This is a genomic window from Streptomyces crystallinus (genome assembly GCF_039521265.1).
Lineage (GTDB): Bacteria > Actinomycetota > Actinomycetes > Streptomycetales > Streptomycetaceae > Streptomyces > Streptomyces crystallinus.
Window position 1 is genome coordinate 171571 of the sequence record NZ_BAAACA010000021.1, and the last position, 14071, is coordinate 185641.

General features: G+C 72.9%; 13 protein-coding genes. 10 read left to right on the forward strand and 3 right to left on the reverse strand.

Annotated features, from left to right (window positions below):
• The first annotated feature begins 47 nt into the window (after window positions 1-47).
• From ABD236_RS19530 to sucD, 3 genes are all read left to right on the forward strand, one after another.
• Window positions 48-1163: a VWA domain-containing protein gene (locus ABD236_RS19530; RefSeq protein ID WP_344075072.1), complete on the forward strand. Its 1116-nt coding sequence runs from the start codon at window positions 48-50 to the stop codon at window positions 1161-1163.
• Between the two features lie 205 nt (window positions 1164-1368).
• Window positions 1369-2547: an ADP-forming succinate--CoA ligase subunit beta gene (gene sucC / locus ABD236_RS19535; RefSeq protein ID WP_344075046.1), complete on the forward strand. Its 1179-nt coding sequence runs from the start codon at window positions 1369-1371 to the stop codon at window positions 2545-2547.
• Between the two features lie 21 nt (window positions 2548-2568).
• Window positions 2569-3453 (forward strand): succinate--CoA ligase subunit alpha, encoded by an 885-nt coding sequence (gene sucD, locus ABD236_RS19540; RefSeq protein ID WP_344075047.1) that lies wholly within the window; start codon window positions 2569-2571, stop codon window positions 3451-3453.
• Window positions 3454-3567: 114 nt separating this feature from the next.
• On the opposite strand, the gene ABD236_RS19545 is transcribed toward sucD, so the two are convergent.
• Window positions 3568-4854 carry a sigma factor-like helix-turn-helix DNA-binding protein gene (locus tag ABD236_RS19545; protein WP_344075048.1) on the reverse strand — a complete coding sequence of 429 codons (1287 nt, stop codon included), beginning with the start codon at window positions 4852-4854 and terminating at the stop codon, window positions 3568-3570.
• A gap of 152 nt (window positions 4855-5006) precedes the next feature.
• Between ABD236_RS19545 and ABD236_RS19550 the strand changes: the two genes are divergently transcribed.
• The gene (locus tag ABD236_RS19550; RefSeq protein ID WP_344075049.1) at window positions 5007-6941 is read left to right on the forward strand and encodes a cell division protein PerM; all 1935 of its coding nucleotides are present in this window, start codon (window positions 5007-5009) and stop codon (window positions 6939-6941) included.
• 181 nt (window positions 6942-7122) lie between these two features.
• On the opposite strand, the gene ABD236_RS19555 is transcribed toward ABD236_RS19550, so the two are convergent.
• Complete coding sequence (locus tag ABD236_RS19555; protein WP_425543907.1) at window positions 7123-7866, reverse strand: hypothetical protein; 744 nt, start codon at window positions 7864-7866, stop codon at window positions 7123-7125.
• Window positions 7867-8032: 166 nt separating this feature from the next.
• Here ABD236_RS19555 and ABD236_RS19560 point away from each other — a divergent pair, with 166 nt between their 5' ends.
• The 3 genes from ABD236_RS19560 (at window position 8033) to purH (ending at window position 10880) form a co-directional block, all read left to right on the forward strand.
• Complete coding sequence (locus ABD236_RS19560; RefSeq protein WP_344075052.1) at window positions 8033-8236, forward strand: hypothetical protein; 204 nt, start codon at window positions 8033-8035, stop codon at window positions 8234-8236.
• 455 nt (window positions 8237-8691) lie between these two features.
• Window positions 8692-9327, forward strand: coding sequence for a phosphoribosylglycinamide formyltransferase (purN, locus tag ABD236_RS19565; protein ID WP_344075053.1), 636 nt, complete (start codon window positions 8692-8694; stop codon window positions 9325-9327).
• Window positions 9324-10880, forward strand: a complete 1557-nt coding sequence (gene purH, locus ABD236_RS19570) for a bifunctional phosphoribosylaminoimidazolecarboxamide formyltransferase/IMP cyclohydrolase (protein ID WP_344075054.1) — start codon at window positions 9324-9326, stop codon at window positions 10878-10880. Before purN ends, purH begins: the two co-directional genes overlap by 4 nt.
• Window positions 10881-11001: 121 nt before the next feature.
• On the opposite strand, the gene ABD236_RS19575 is transcribed toward purH, so the two are convergent.
• Window positions 11002-11625 carry a hypothetical protein gene (locus tag ABD236_RS19575; RefSeq protein ID WP_344075056.1) on the reverse strand — a complete coding sequence of 208 codons (624 nt, stop codon included), beginning with the start codon at window positions 11623-11625 and terminating at the stop codon, window positions 11002-11004.
• A 207-nt stretch (window positions 11626-11832) separates the two neighbouring features.
• On the opposite strand from ABD236_RS19575, the gene ABD236_RS19580 reads away from it, so the two are divergent.
• The 3 genes from ABD236_RS19580 to ABD236_RS19590 form a co-directional block, all read left to right on the forward strand.
• The gene (locus ABD236_RS19580; protein WP_344075057.1) at window positions 11833-12693 is read left to right on the forward strand and encodes a bifunctional methylenetetrahydrofolate dehydrogenase/methenyltetrahydrofolate cyclohydrolase; all 861 of its coding nucleotides are present in this window, start codon (window positions 11833-11835) and stop codon (window positions 12691-12693) included.
• 23 nt (window positions 12694-12716) lie between these two features.
• Window positions 12717-13322, forward strand: coding sequence for a DUF3017 domain-containing protein (locus tag ABD236_RS19585; RefSeq protein ID WP_344075058.1), 606 nt, complete (start codon window positions 12717-12719; stop codon window positions 13320-13322).
• Between the two features lie 430 nt (window positions 13323-13752).
• Window positions 13753-14071, forward strand: a 319-nt coding sequence (locus ABD236_RS19590; protein ID WP_344075059.1) for a helix-turn-helix domain-containing protein, incomplete at its 3' end; no start/stop codon positions are given.

The following is a 14071-nucleotide window of genomic DNA, read 5'->3' on the forward strand; positions in this document are numbered from 1 at the left end:
CCGCGGACCTCGACCCGGCCACCGCCGAGCGGCTGCGCCGCTGGCGGATGGTGCTCGGCGGGGAGCCCGGGGCCGAGGGCACGGGCCACGCGCTCACCGGGCGCGACGCCGCGATGGACGGCGCCCTCGCCGCGCTCTACGGAAGCACCGGCGCACGCGGGACCTCCAAGGACCGCGCCGCCGGGCTCGGCGCCTCCGCGCCGGGCGTGGCGCGCTGGCTGGGCGACATCCGTACGTACTTCCCCAGCTCCGTCGTCCAGGTCATGCAGCGCGACGCCATCGACCGGCTCGGGCTCTCCGCGCTGCTGCTGGAGCCGGAGATGCTGGAGGCCGTCGAGGCGGACGTACACCTGGTGGGGACGCTGCTCTCGCTCAACAAGGCGATGCCGGAGACCACCAAGGAGACGGCCCGCGCGGTCGTCCGCAAGGTCGTCGAGGACCTGGAGAAGCGGCTGGCGACCCGGACGAGGGCGACGCTGACGGGCGCCCTGGACCGTTCGGCCCGGATCAGCCGGCCGCGCCACCGCGACATCGACTGGGACCGCACCATCCGGGCGAACCTGAAGAACTACCTGCCGGAGTACGACACGGTCGTCCCGGACCGGCTGATCGGCTACGGACGGGCCGACCGCTCCGTCAAGAAGGACGTGATCCTCTGCATCGACCAGTCCGGCTCGATGGCCGCCTCCGTCGTCTACGCCTCGGTCTTCGGCGCCGTCCTCGCCTCCATGCGCTCGATCGCCACCCGGCTGGTGGTGTTCGACACGGCCGTCGTCGACCTCACCGACCAGCTCGACGACCCGGTGGACGTGCTGTTCGGCACCCAGCTGGGCGGCGGCACCGACATCAACCGCGCGCTGGCCTACTGCCAGGCGCAGATCACCCGTCCTGCCGACACCGTCGTCGTACTCATCAGTGATCTTTACGAGGGAGGGATCCGCGACGAGATGCTCAAGCGGGTGGCGGCCATGAAGGCGTCCGGAGTGCAGTTCGTGGCCCTGCTCGCCCTCTCGGACAAGGGCGCCCCGGCGTACGACCACGAGCACGCGGCGGCCCTGGCGGCCCTCGGCGCGCCCGCCTTCGCCTGCACCCCCGACCTCTTCCCGGACATCATGGCGGCGGCGGTCGAGAAGCGGGCTCTGCCGATACCTGACACGCTGTGAGCAGGTGATCTGTGACAGGTATCACCGCTCAGGTGTGATCTGCGATTTAGGGAGCTCGCTCTGGCGGGGATAACCTGCGAGACGGACATGCCGCGTACCCGGACACCGTGTACGCCTCCCTCAGTGACAGCGCCGTCACGTTGCCCTTCGCGGCACGCCCACGCAGACAACGAACCGCGAGACCACTGAAAAGGGACGGACGCGCGTGGACCTGTTCGAGTACCAGGCGAGGGACCTCTTCGCCAAGCACGGTGTACCGGTGCTGGCCGGTGAAGTGATCGACACGCCTGAGGCAGCCCGCGAGGCGACCGAGCGGCTGGGCGGCAAGTCCGTCGTCAAGGCGCAGGTGAAGGTCGGCGGCCGCGGCAAGGCCGGCGGCGTGAAGCTGGCAGCGAACCCGGACGAGGCCGTCGCCCGTGCGACGGACATCCTCGGTATGGACATCAAGGGCCACACGGTCCACAAGGTGATGATCGCCGAGCTGTCTCCGGAGATCGAGGCGGAGTACTACGTCTCGTACCTCCTCGACCGCACCAACCGCACCTTCCTCGCCATGGCGTCGGTGCAGGGCGGCATGGACATCGAGGAGGTCGCGGAGAAGACCCCCGAGGCCCTCGCGAAGGTCCCGGTCAACGCCGTCGAAGGCGTGGACATCGAGAAGGCCCGCGAGATCGTGGCCCAGGCGAAGTTCCCGGCCGAGGTGGCCGAGGGCGTCGCCGAGGCGCTGGTGACCCTGTGGAAGACCTTCGTCGCCGAGGACGCGCTCCTCGTCGAGGTCAACCCGCTGGTGAAGACCAAGGACGGCCGCATCCTGGCGCTGGACGGCAAGGTCTCGCTCGACGAGAACGCCGACTTCCGCCAGCCGGAGCACGAGGCTCTGGAGGACAAGGCCGCGGCCAACCCCCTCGAGGCCGCCGCCAAGGCCAAGGGCCTCAACTACGTCAAGCTCGACGGCGAGGTCGGCATCATCGGCAACGGCGCGGGTCTCGTCATGAGCACCCTGGACGTCGTCGCGTACGCCGGTGAGAACCACGGCGGCGTGAAGCCGGCCAACTTCCTCGACATCGGTGGCGGCGCGTCCGCCCAGGTGATGGCGAACGGCCTGGAGATCATCCTCGGCGACGCGGACGTCAAGTCCGTGTTCGTCAACGTCTTCGGTGGCATCACCGCCTGCGACGAGGTCGCCAACGGCATCGTCCAGGCGCTGCAGCTCCTCGCCGACAAGGGCGAAGAGGTCACCAAGCCGCTGGTCGTGCGTCTCGACGGCAACAACGCGGAGCTGGGTCGCAAGATCCTGTCGGACGCGAACCACCCGCTGGTCCAGCGCGTGGACACCATGGACGGCGCGGCCGACAAGGCCGCCGAGCTCGCGGCTGCGAAGTAAGGGACGAGGGAAACCAGAGCCATGGCTATCTTCCTCAACAAGGACAGCAAGGTCATCGTCCAGGGCATGACCGGTGCCACGGGCATGAAGCACACCAAGCTCATGCTGGGTGACGGCACCAACATCGTCGGTGGCGTGAACCCGCGCAAGGCCGGCCAGTCCGTCGACATCGACGGCACCGAGATCCCGGTCTTCGGGACGGTCGCCGAGGCGATGGAGAAGACCGGCGCGAACGTGTCCGTCCTCTTCGTGCCGCCGGCCTTCGCCAAGGCCGCCGTGGTCGAGGCGATCGACGCCGAGATCCCGCTGGCCGTCGTCATCACCGAGGGCATCGCGGTGCACGACTCCGCCGCCTTCTGGGCGTACGCGACGGCCAAGGGCAACAAGACCCGCATCATCGGCCCGAACTGCCCCGGTCTGATCACGCCGGGCCAGTCCAACGCCGGCATCATCCCGGGCGACATCACCAAGCCGGGCCGTATCGGCTTGGTCTCGAAGTCCGGCACGCTGACGTACCAGATGATGTACGAGCTCCGTGACATCGGCTTCTCGTCGGCCGTCGGCATCGGTGGCGACCCGGTCATCGGCACGACGCACATCGACGCGCTCGCCGCGTTCGAGGCCGACCCCGACACCGACCTGATCGTCATGATCGGTGAGATCGGCGGCGACGCCGAGGAGCGCGCGGCCGACTTCATCAAGGCCAACGTGACCAAGCCGGTCGTCGGCTACGTCGCGGGCTTCACCGCGCCCGAGGGCAAGACCATGGGCCACGCCGGCGCCATCGTCTCCGGCTCCTCCGGCACGGCCCAGGCCAAGAAGGAGGCACTGGAGGCCGCGGGCGTCAAGGTCGGCAAGACGCCGACCGAGACGGCCAAGCTGGCGCGCGAGATCCTCGCGGGCTGACTCCCCGGCTGACCTCCGGGTCACCGTACGGCTGGTCCGTACGTCTGTACGCGCGTGGGCCCGCACCCCTGGACAAGGGGTGCGGGCCCACGCGCGTTCTTTGGAGATGGAGGGTCAGCGGAACTCCGGGACCAGCCTCTCCGGCCCGTGCGCGGGCTCGTTGAGCAGCTTGCGGTGGAGCTCCACGTCCTCCTCGTTCTGCCGCTGCGGACCGCTGTTGAGCGGGACGCCGCCGATGCGCTGGCCGACGGGGACCGGCGGGATGTAGCGGGTGGGGGCGGTGGAGAGCGTGAAGGCCGTCGCGCCGACGATGACGGTGGTCAGCGAGACGGCGGCGCGCGTCCAGACCCGGTTGCGGCGCTCGCCGCCGGTGCGCACGCGCCGGGGGCCCGGCAGCTTGACGACGCCCTGCGGCTGGGCGAGGGCGAGTTCGCCGAGGCGCCGCCGCAGCAGCGCGGAGAGCGCCTCGGGACCGGCGGCCGCGGCGAGTTCGGGCACGCGGTGGGCGACGGCCTCGCGGGCGTGCAGCAGCCGGTTCGCGGCGGCCGGGGTGCTGGCCTCGGTCTCGGCGGCGGTCTCGGGGAGGTCGAGGCCCAGGCCGTCGTAGAGCAGGAGCGTACGGCGGTAGGCGGGCGGCAGGTCGAGCAGCGCGCGCAGCAGCGTACGGAGCCCGGGGTCGGCGGGGGCGCGGTCGCGGTGGCGGTGGGTGGGGCGGAAGCGGTGCCAGGGGGAGAGGGCGTGGTCGTGCGCGGCGGCCCGTACCCACCCGGCCGGGTCGGGGTCGGTGGCGACCTCGGGCCAGTGCCGCCAGGCGAGGTGGAAGGCGCGCTCGACGGCCTCCTTGGCCAGCCGCCGCCGCCCGGTGAGCAGATAGGTCTGCTGGGCGAGGGGGGCGGAGAGGGCGGCGTAGAGGGCGTCGAAGGCGTCGCCGGGGGTCTCGAAGAGAGGGTGGGCGCCGGGCTCGGGGGCGTCGGCGGTCGGCTCGAGGGCCTCGGCGGTCGGCTCGGGGACCTCCGAGGTTGGCTCGGGGACCTCGGCGGTGGGCTCGGGGGACGGCTCGTCCGAGGCGGCGGGCGCGTCGGCGGGCGCGGGGGCCGGCGCCGGGGCGTGGCCGTGGCTGTGGGCCTCGCCGTGGCCGTGGGCCTGGCCGTGGTCGTGGCGGACCGGGCCGGTGGCCGGGGGCCGGGCCGCGCGCTTGGCGGCGGAGCGGGGGCGGCGGGTGCTCAGGGGCTTGGTGTGGGCGCCGGGTTTCACCCGGGCGGTGGGGGCGGCGGGGCCCGCGTCCCCGGCGGGGGTGTCGTCCGGCGGGGCGTCGCCGGGGCCCGTGGCGGGCCGCCCCTCGGGCGTGGGCAGGGGCGGCGGCGACATGGCGGCGCCGGTGTCGGACGTGCGCTCTGTCATGAAGGGCTCCCTGGACTCCCCGTGAAGGCCGAGACGGCCGTACCGCCCGGAGCCTTACCCCGAGCAGAAAAGTACATAAACGTATATTGAGCGACACGGCGGGCATTTTCCTCTTACGTGGAGAAAGCGCGTGTCGTTGGCAGCATGGCGGCGTGACACAAGTGACCGATCGCGGCCTGATGTTGCCGGCGGCCCAGGGCCGCTCGTCCGTACTGGCCACCTGCGCGCTGCGCGGGGCGGTGGCGGCCGGGCTGGGGCTCGGGGCGCTCGCCGTGCTGGTGACGGTGGTGTGGATCAGCTCGCCCTACCCCGACAGCGGACCCGGCGGCGCGCTGCGCGCGGCGGCCTCGCTGTGGCTGCTCGCCCATGGAACGCAGCTGGTCAGACCCGAGACCCTGAGCGGGGTGGCGGCCCCGGTGGGGATCGTGCCGCTGCTGCTCGTCGGGCTGCCGGTGTGGCTGGCGCACCGGGCGGCGCGGGACGCGCTGACGTACGGCGAGGAGCTGGCGGAGGACGACCAGGGGGAGAGCGACGAGGGCAAGGGCAACGAGGGCAAGGTCAACGAGGGGGAGAGTGACGAGCATCCGCCGCTGCCCCCCGCCTGGACCGCGTTCGCGGCGGTGACGGGCGGATACCTGTTGGTGGGCGGGGCGGCGGTGCTGTACGCGGCGGACGGGCCGCTGCCCGCGGCGCCGCTCAGCGCCGTGCTGCATCTGCCTCTGGTGGCGTCGGTCGCGGTGGCGGTCGGGCTGTGGAGCGCGTACGGCCGCCCGTCCGCGCCGCTGCCGCGCTGGGTGCCTGGGCCGGTACGCCGGGTGCTGGTCCATCGTCAGACGAAAACGGCTGTACGAGCCGGGTCGGCCGGGGTGGCAACGCTGCTGGCGGGTGGGGCGCTGCTCGCGGGGACGGCGCTGGTGTGGCACATCGGCGCGGCCGAGGACACGTTCCTGCGGCTGGCGGAGGACTGGCCCGGGCGGCTCGCGGTGCTGTTCCTGGGGCTGGCGCTGGTGCCGAACGCGATGGTGTGGGGGGCGGCGTACGGGCTGGGGCCGGGATTCGTGCTCGGCACGGGCGCGGTGGCGACGCCGCTCGGGGTGACGGGGACGCCGGCGGTGCCGCACTTCCCGTTGCTGAGCGCGCTGCCACAGGAGCCGCGCGGGAGCTGGCTGACGTGGTCGGTGGGGGCGCTGCCGGTGCTGGCGGCCGGGGCGGTCGCGTGGTGGACGGCGCGACGGGCGGCGGACGAGTCGTGGGGGCGCCGGGAGACGGCGCTGGGGGCGTTGTACGGGGCAGCGGTGTGCGGGGTGGCGCTCGCGCTCCTGTCCGCGCTCTCGGGCGGCCCCTTGGGCACGGGGCGCCTGGCGGCGCTGGGTCCGGTGTGGTGGCGCACGGGCGGGGCGGCGCTGCTGTGGACGGCGGGGGTGGGGGTGCCGCTGTCGCTGGTGCTCCGGTGGTGGCGGGGGCGGGCGCCGCGGCGGGCGGCGGGGCGCGCGGCGCGGCGAGCGGCGGGGGGTCGATGGTGGTCGCGGCTGCCGGAGGTGTTCCGGTGGCGGTGGTGGTCGCGGCTGCCGCAGGTGCTTCGGCGGCGGTGGTGGTCGCGGGGCGGGGTGGGGGCGCGTCAGTTCTGGGTGCGGTGGCTTTCGCGGGGTGAGGTGGGGGCGCGCCCGTTCTCGGCGCGGGGCGAGCTGGGTCGGCGCCGGTTCCGGTGGCGGCGGCGGTCGCGGGGCGCGGCGGTGGACTCGGGGAACGTGGAGCCGTACGACTTCCTGCCGGTGGGGGCGTGGCACGAGAGCGGGGCACGGGAGGTTCGGTGGGCCGCGCTTCGGGAGGCGTCCGGGGGGTTGATGGCGGACATTGAGACGGGGCCGCCGGCGCCGCCGGGGGCGGCGGGTTTGGGTGTGGTGGGGGTTGGTGTGCCTGAGCCGGGTGTGGGTGCGGCGGGGGCGGGCGCGCCTGAGCCGGACGTGGGTGCGTCCGGGGACGGGGTGGTGGCTGAGCCGGGGCCGAACGGTTCGGGGGACTCGGGTGAGCCCGGGGCGGAGGGCTCACCCACGCCCGAACCGGGGGGCGGGCCCCCAGCCCCCTAGCCCACCCGCCCACCCGTTCGGCGGGGTTGGGGAGGCCCGGGCCTCTCGTGGTGGGTTGCTCGCCGTTGGCGTCTGCGGCCTGCTGGTTGTGGCGCCCGCCTGGCGGCGGGCAGGCCCTGTCCCACCCGCCCGCCCGTTCGGCGGGGTTCAGGACAGGCCCGGCCCAACAGACCGCCTCCCCCTACTCCTTGACCCCGAACAACGGCCGCAACGGCTTCGGCAGCTCGTCGTTGCACGCCAGGGAGCCCGTCTTCGTCAGGGCGTCGTCCACGCACGTGTAGTAGTCGCGGTACACGAGCTGCATCGTGAACGTCGCCGCCACGATCGACAGGGAGAGGACCGCCGTCACCAGGCCCGTCACCGCCGCCGTCGTCTGCGGCTTGGCGGGAGGCGCGGGCGGGGTCGAGTCGGCGGCGGCCTCGGGGGGCTTCGGCTTGGCTCGGAGTGAGCTGATCGCCCAGTACAGCGCCAGGGAGCCGAGCAGCAGCGCGATCTCCGTCATGTCGAACAGGGCGAAGAAGAACGCCCACATGCCGGAGAGCAGCGCGTAGCGTGCGCGGCGCTGGGCCGGGTCCGTGGGGTCCCAGCGCAGGGCCGGGCCCTGCGGGGAGTTCTGGCCGGGGCCGGAGCCGGGCGCGGAGCCGCGCTCCGGGTCCTCGGGGCGGTTGCCGAAGCCGCCCTGGCCACGGCCGGGCTGGCGGCTGCTCCACTGGCTGCCCCAGGGCGACCCGCCGTCGGCCGGACGGCGCGGCCGCCACGGCTGGTCGGGCCGGCCCTCCGGCGGCGCCGCGAACGGGTTGTCGTCAGCGGGCGTCCCCTGGCCGGAGCCTCCCTCGGAGCCGTCGCCCGAGCCCCGCCCCGGGCCATCGTCCGGGCCTCGCTCAGGCCCACCGGCCGAGCCACCGGCCGAGCCACCGCTCTGGATCCCGCCCTGGTTCCCGCCCCGGCTCCCCCCAGGGGCGCCGTCCTCCGGCCCCTTCCCCGGGCCATCCTCCGCGCCCCGCTCAGGGCCGCCGGCCGAGCCCCGCCCCGGGCTGATCGAATCCGTGGAGCCCGTCGAGCCCGTCGAGCCCGCGGAACCCCTGGAGCCCGTGGAGTCCGAGGAGGCCGTCAAATTCGCCGAGCCCGTCGGACCCGTCGAGTCCGTCAAACTCGCCGAGCCCGTCGAATCCGGCAAATCCCTTGAGCCCATCGATTCCGTCGAATCCGTCGAACCCGTCGATTCCGTCGAATCCGTCGTCGCGGGGGACTGGCGTTCTGCGAACGGCTGGTCGCGTCGGTCCGGCATCTGGTGAACGTCTTCCCCTCGGACCCCTGGCCAAGGGGGTCGCATTCGTCGAGCATTCAGGTCGAGTGCCGAGTGTCGCGCGGACGCGCCCCCGCGGGCGGTCCGAGCGGACGCTCGGCGTGCTCAGGTCCGTGCTCTTGTCCGTGCTCATGTCGTCGTCGCGGCGCCGTCCTCGGACCGCGCCTCCCCAGACGCTACCTGCCGGGCCTGCCCCCGTCCCGTGGGGGCGGTTCGGTGTGCCGGTATCGTTGCTGACGGTCGGCGCATTCGTAGGGTTCCCCGTATCGAGGGGGGCGACTCGTTCGTACGACCGTACAAAGGTGCGTCGCGGGCGGTGTCCGCCCAGGCGCCAGGCCCCGCCCGGCGGGGCGTACCGCGCGCACCGGCACAGACCCACCCGGCACAGACCCACCCGGCACAGATCCACCACGCCTCACCCCGTACGCGAGAAAGGGCCCAGCCGTGGCCTCCCCGTCCCCCTCCGCCGCTCCGGCGCGCCTCGTCGTGCTGGTCTCCGGATCCGGTACGAACCTCCAAGCGCTGCTCGACGCCATCGCCGCCGACCCGGACGGATACGGGGCGCGGATCGTGGCCGTCGGGGCCGACCGGGACGGCATCGTCGGCCTGGAGCGGGCCGAAAAGGCCGGTCTGCCCACCTTTGTCTGCCGGGTGAAGGATCACCCCACCCGTGACGCCTGGGACCTCGCACTCGCCGAGGCGACCGCAGCGTACGACCCGGACCTCGTCGTGTCCGCGGGTTTCATGAAGATCGTGGGGAAGCACTTCCTCGCCCGGTTCGGCGGGAAGGTCGTCAACACGCACCCCGCCCTGCTGCCCAGTTTTCCCGGCGCCCACGGCGTCCGTGACGCCCTCGCGTACGGCGCCAAGGTCACCGGTTGCACCGTCCACTTCGTCGACGACGGCGTCGACACCGGCCCGATCATCGCCCAGGGCGTGGTCGAGGTCCGGGCGGACGACACGGAGGACGCGCTCCACGAGCGCATCAAGGAAGTCGAGCGAAGGCTGCTCGTCGACGTCGTGGGGCGGCTGGCCCGCGACGGCTATCGCATTGAGGGACGAAAGGTTCTGTTGCCGTGAGTAGCAAGCGGGAGATCCGTCGCGCGCTGGTCAGCGTCTATGACAAGAGTGGGCTGGAGGAGCTGGCGCGCGGGCTGCACGCGGCCGGGGTCGAGCTCGTCTCCACCGGGTCGACGGCCGGGCGCATCGCGGCCGCCGGGGTGCCCGTCACCAAGGTCGAGGAGCTGACCGGCTTCCCCGAGTGTCTGGACGGCCGGGTCAAGACGCTGCACCCGCGCGTGCACGCCGGGATCCTCGCCGACCTCCGGCTCGACTCGCACCGCGAGCAGCTGGCGGAGCTCGGCGTCGAGCCGTTCGACCTGGTCGTGGTCAACCTGTACCCGTTCAAGGAGACCGTCGCCTCGGGCGCCTCCCCGGACGAGTGCGTCGAGCAGATCGACATCGGCGGGCCCTCGATGGTCCGGGCCGCCGCCAAGAACCACCCGTCGGTGGCGGTCGTCACCAGCCCCGAGCGGTACGCGGACGTGCTCGCGGCCGTCGAGGGCGGCGGCTTCGACCTGGAGGCCCGCAAGCACCTGGCCGCCGAGGCGTTCCAGCACACCGCCGCGTACGACGTGGCCGTGGCCTCCTGGATGACCAACGTGTACGCGCCGGAGGACGGCGCCGCACTGCCCGCCTTCCTCGGCGGGACCTGGGAGCGCAAGTCCACCCTGCGCTACGGTGAGAACCCGCACCAGGCCGCCGCGCTCTACACGGACGGCCAGCCGGGCGGCATCGCCAACGCCGAGCAGCTGCACGGCAAGGAGATGTCCTTCAACAACTACGTGGACACCGAGGCCGCCCGGCGCGCCGCCTACGACCACGACGAGCCCTGCGTCGCGATCATCAAGCACGCCAACCCGTGCGGCATCGCGGTCGACGCCGACCTCGCCGCCGCCCACCGCAAGGCCCACGAGTGCGACCCGCTGTCCGCCTTCGGCGGTGTCATCGCGGTCAACCGCCCGGTGACGGTCGCCATGGCCGAGCAGGTCGCGGAGATCTTCACCGAGGTCATCGCGGCGCCCGCGTACGAGGACGGGGCGGTCGAGGTCCTGGCGCGCAAGAAGAACATCCGCGTCCTCAAGGTCGACGGCACCCCGCACCAGCCCGGCGACCTCAAGCCGGTCTCGGGCGGCGCCGTGCTCCAACAGACGGACGTCTTCCAGGCCGAGGGCGACGACCCGGCGAACTGGACGCTGGCGACCGGTGAGGCGCTCTCGGCGGACGAGCTCAAGGAGCTGGTGTTCGCCTGGAAGGCGTGCCGGGCCGTCAAGTCCAACGCGATCCTGCTCGCCAAGGACGGCGCCTCGGTCGGCGTCGGCATGGGCCAGGTCAACCGGGTCGACTCGGCGAAGCTCGCGGTGGAGCGGGCGGGGGAGGAGCGGGCGCGCGGCTCCTACGCCGCGTCCGACGCGTTCTTCCCGTTCCCGGACGGGCTGGAGATCCTCACGGCCGCGGGTGTGCGCGCCGTGGTGCAGCCGGGCGGGTCCGTACGGGACGAGCTCGTCGTCGAGGCCGCGAAGAAGGCGGGCGTGACGATGTACTTCACCGGCACGCGGCACTTCTTCCACTGAGTGGCTCAGGGGCTGAGTGGCTCAGGGGCGCGTGGCGGGGCCGCGGATGTCGCCGCCCCGCGCCCCTGAAGACGAAAGGGCCGCACCCCGTGTGCGGAGTGCGGCCCTTTGCGCAAGTGCGTCAGTAACGCGGGCGGTTGAACCACGCCGCGCCGTCGCGGGTCATCATGGCCGCCGCCATGATGCCGCCGAAGACCAGCCACAGCAGGGCGATGACCACCGCGCTGGAGCTGCCCGCGTCGGCCGCGGAGGCCAGAATGAGGACGCCGACCAGGGCGCCCAGGATGCCGTAGACCATCGTCGTGATGCGGACACCCTGACGCCCGCGCGACAGCCGTGCGCCGAGCGTGATCGACAGCGCGGCCAGGCCGAGGGCGAGCAGCGCGATGACGACCATGATCCCGGCGGCGGCGTGGCCGAAGTCCGAGGCGAAGTTGTCGCCGAAGGTGTCGTTCGTCTTGTCCGAAGCGTCGTCCGCGACCGCGGCGACGAACAGCCAGCCGAGGCCGGCCAGCACCTGGACCGCTCCCACGATGAACAGGAACACCCGCGCGGTCTGCATCAGGCCCGGCATCTGCGGGGCCATCATCATGCCGCCGGGGTAGCCCGGGTAGCCCGGCTGCTGCGGGTAGCCGTACGCCTGCTGCTGCGGGACCGGCGGCGCGGCCGGGTAGCCGTAGCCGGGCGGGGTCTGCGGCGGCGGGGGTGCCTGGCCGTAGGGGTTCTGGGGGTCGCCGAAGCTCATGGCGCGATTCCTCCGTTTGTTCCGTGCGGGGACGACGCGGCCCGAGCGGAGGAAAGGTGGTCTGTGAGCGGTTCGCCCCCCGGCACTGCCCGCGGTACTGCGCAGATCATCGTTCTAAACGAGACATAAGTTTGTCCAGCCGAACGCTGGATGTGTTGTGCAAGTGCAACTTGGGCGATCATGTGTCGCCCTGGAAGAATGGGAAACATGACCGCCCAGATTCTCGATGGCAAGGCCACCGCCGCAGCGATCAAGTCCGATCTGGCCGTCCGCGTGGCGGCCCTGAAGGAGAAGGGGATCCACCCCGGTCTCGGCACCGTACTGGTCGGTGAGGACCCCGCCAGCCAGAAGTACGTGGCGGGCAAGCACCGCGACTGCGCCGAGGTGGGCATCGCCTCCATCCAGCGCCAACTGCCCGCCACCGCCACGCAGGAGGAGATCGAGGCGGTCGTCCGGGAGCTGAACGAGGACCCGGAGTGCACCGGCTACATCGTCCAACTCCCGCTCCCCAAGGGCATCGACGAGAACCGCATCCTCACGCTGATGGACCCGGCCAAGGACGCGGACGGGCTGCACCCGACCAACCTCGGCCGCCTGGTGCTCAACGAGCCCGGTCCGCTGCCCTGCACGCCGTACGGGATCATCCAGCTGCTGCGCGAGCACGGTGTGGAGATCAACGGCGCCGAGGTCGTGGTCGTCGGCCGCGGGGTCACCATCGGGCGTCCGATGCCGCTGCTGCTGACCCGCCGCTCGGAGAACGCGACGGTGACGCAGTGCCACACCGGCACCCGTGACCTCGCCGCCCATCTGCGCCGGGCCGACATCATCGTGGCCGCCGCCGGGGTGCCGCACCTGGTCAAGCCCGAGGACGTCAAGCCGGGCGCGGCCGTCCTCGACGTCGGCGTCAGCCGGGACGAGAACGGCAAGATCGTCGGAGATGTGCACCCCGGGGTCACCGAGGTGGCGGGCTGGGTCTCCCCCAACCCGGGTGGCGTCGGCCCGATGACCCGCGCCCAGCTGCTGGTCAACGTCGTCGAAGCGGCGGAGCGCGGCGCGGCCGCGAGCTGACCGGAAGGGACAAGGGACCGAGCATGGACGCCGACACGAGTACGGGGGACGGCGGCAGCGGCGGGGACGAGCCCGCCGAGCCGTCGGCGAGCGGCGCCCTGCCGTCCCCGGGAGCCACGCCGGGCGGGCCGTCGCCCGCCCTGAACGGGGCCCGGCCCTCCGCCAACGGCCACGGGGCCCCGGGCGGGGCCGCCGCGCTGTCCTCCGAGGGGGCCGTGGCCGCCGCCACCCCCGCGCCCCGCAAGCCGTCCCGGCGCTTCCCCTCGGTCACGCGCGACACCGCGCGGCCCGAGGGCGGCGGCCGGGCGGCCTCCGGGGCCTCACCGGCGCCCGCGCGCCAGTGGCCGCTGCTGACCGTGCTCGGCTCGACCGGGTTCGGGCTGCTGCTGGTCTCGGTGGACCTCTTCCGGGTGGGGCTGATCGTCATCGGCCTGGCCCTGCTGGCGGGCGCGGCGCTGCGCTGGACGCTGCCGTCGGTGGGCATGCTGGCGGTGCGCTCGCGCTTCACCGACATCACCACGTACGGCTCGCTCGGCGTCCTGATCGTGCTGCTCGCCCTGGTGGCGCAGCCCCGGCCCTGGCTGGACATCCCGTTCCTGGAGGACGCGGTCCGGTTCACCGTGCGCTGAGGGGTCGCTCCGCGCTGAGTGTTCACCGTGGGCTGATCGAGGTGTGGGTGCGTTGAGGGGGCGTACGTGAACGCGTACGCCCCCTCGCGCGTAATCCCCTGCGTACATCCGTGGGTACACCCCTGAAAAAACAGAACGGCGCCCGTCCTCTCCCCCGTCGGACGACGGGCGCCGTCTGTCCCCCGTGGACGTAAGAGTCATGCACGCGCCAACGCGGCTCAAGAGAAACCCGAGGCCTGTGGCGCGGAGGTGACCGTTCCGCAACTCTGTGTGCGTCGGGCAACAGCTGTCCACAGGCGCGGGGGCCTTGGTGACGGCGCTTCCCGCCGACGGGAGGATGGGGGGCGAACAGGGGCCAGGGGTGTGCCGGGGGGCGACACCGGCCCTCGGGGACACATCGGGCACGTATGGGGGGACAAGGGGGAAGCACATGCCTCGCTGGAAGGCGCTGCCGGAGGAACTCGACCCGCAGGTCAAGGAGTTCGCGAGCCAGCTGCGCCGGCTGGTCGACCGCAGTGGACTGAGCCTCGCGGCGGTCGCCGACCGCACCGGGTACAGCAAGACCTCGTGGGAGCGCTATCTGGGCGGACGGCTGCTCGCGCCCAAGGGCGCCATCGTGGCGCTCGCCGAGGTCACCGGGACCAATCCCATCCATCTGACCACCATGTGGGAGCTCGCGGAGCGCGCCTGGAGCCGTGCCGAGATGCGCCACGACCTGACCATGGAGCAGATCCGGATATCCCAGGCGC